At 70.8% G+C, this 370-nt stretch carries 1 pseudogene; it reads right to left on the bottom strand.

What is annotated here, in order from left to right:
- Positions 1 to 317 (bottom strand): annotated as a pseudogene (locus WA762_RS35535) (hypothetical protein); the annotation flags it as partial.
- Positions 318 to 370: the final 53 nt, after the last annotated feature.

Genomic DNA, 370 nt, shown 5'->3' with positions numbered 1-370 from the left:
GTCTCGCTCTCGCTGGCCCCGGCCGCACCCTCCGTCGTGTCGGCCTCTTCGCGGGACATCAACTGCACCCACGCCTTGCGGACGCGCTGTTCCCCGCCGACGTAGCCGGCGTCACGGAACGCCGCGACAGCCTGGCGGTAGGACAGAGGCGGGTCATCGGAGTACCGCAAGTGCCGCAGCACCACGTCGAGCTGATCGTTCGTCAGTCCCTCACCGGGCACGGGCGTAGGCACGCCCGCCACGGCCGCGATCTCCTCCAGCACCGCGACACTGCCCGTGCCCGCCCCGGTCACGTCGTCAGACTCGTCCGGCGTCACACCCTCCGTCACAGGCGTGACGGGTGGTGTGACGGGCGTGACGGACTCCGATC

The sequence above is a fragment of the Streptomyces tyrfis genome (assembly GCF_037034285.1).
Taxonomy (GTDB): Bacteria; Actinomycetota; Actinomycetes; order Streptomycetales; family Streptomycetaceae; genus Streptomyces.
Note: the sequence above shows the minus strand (reverse complement) of the source record. Positions and strands in the feature narration are given on the sequence as shown.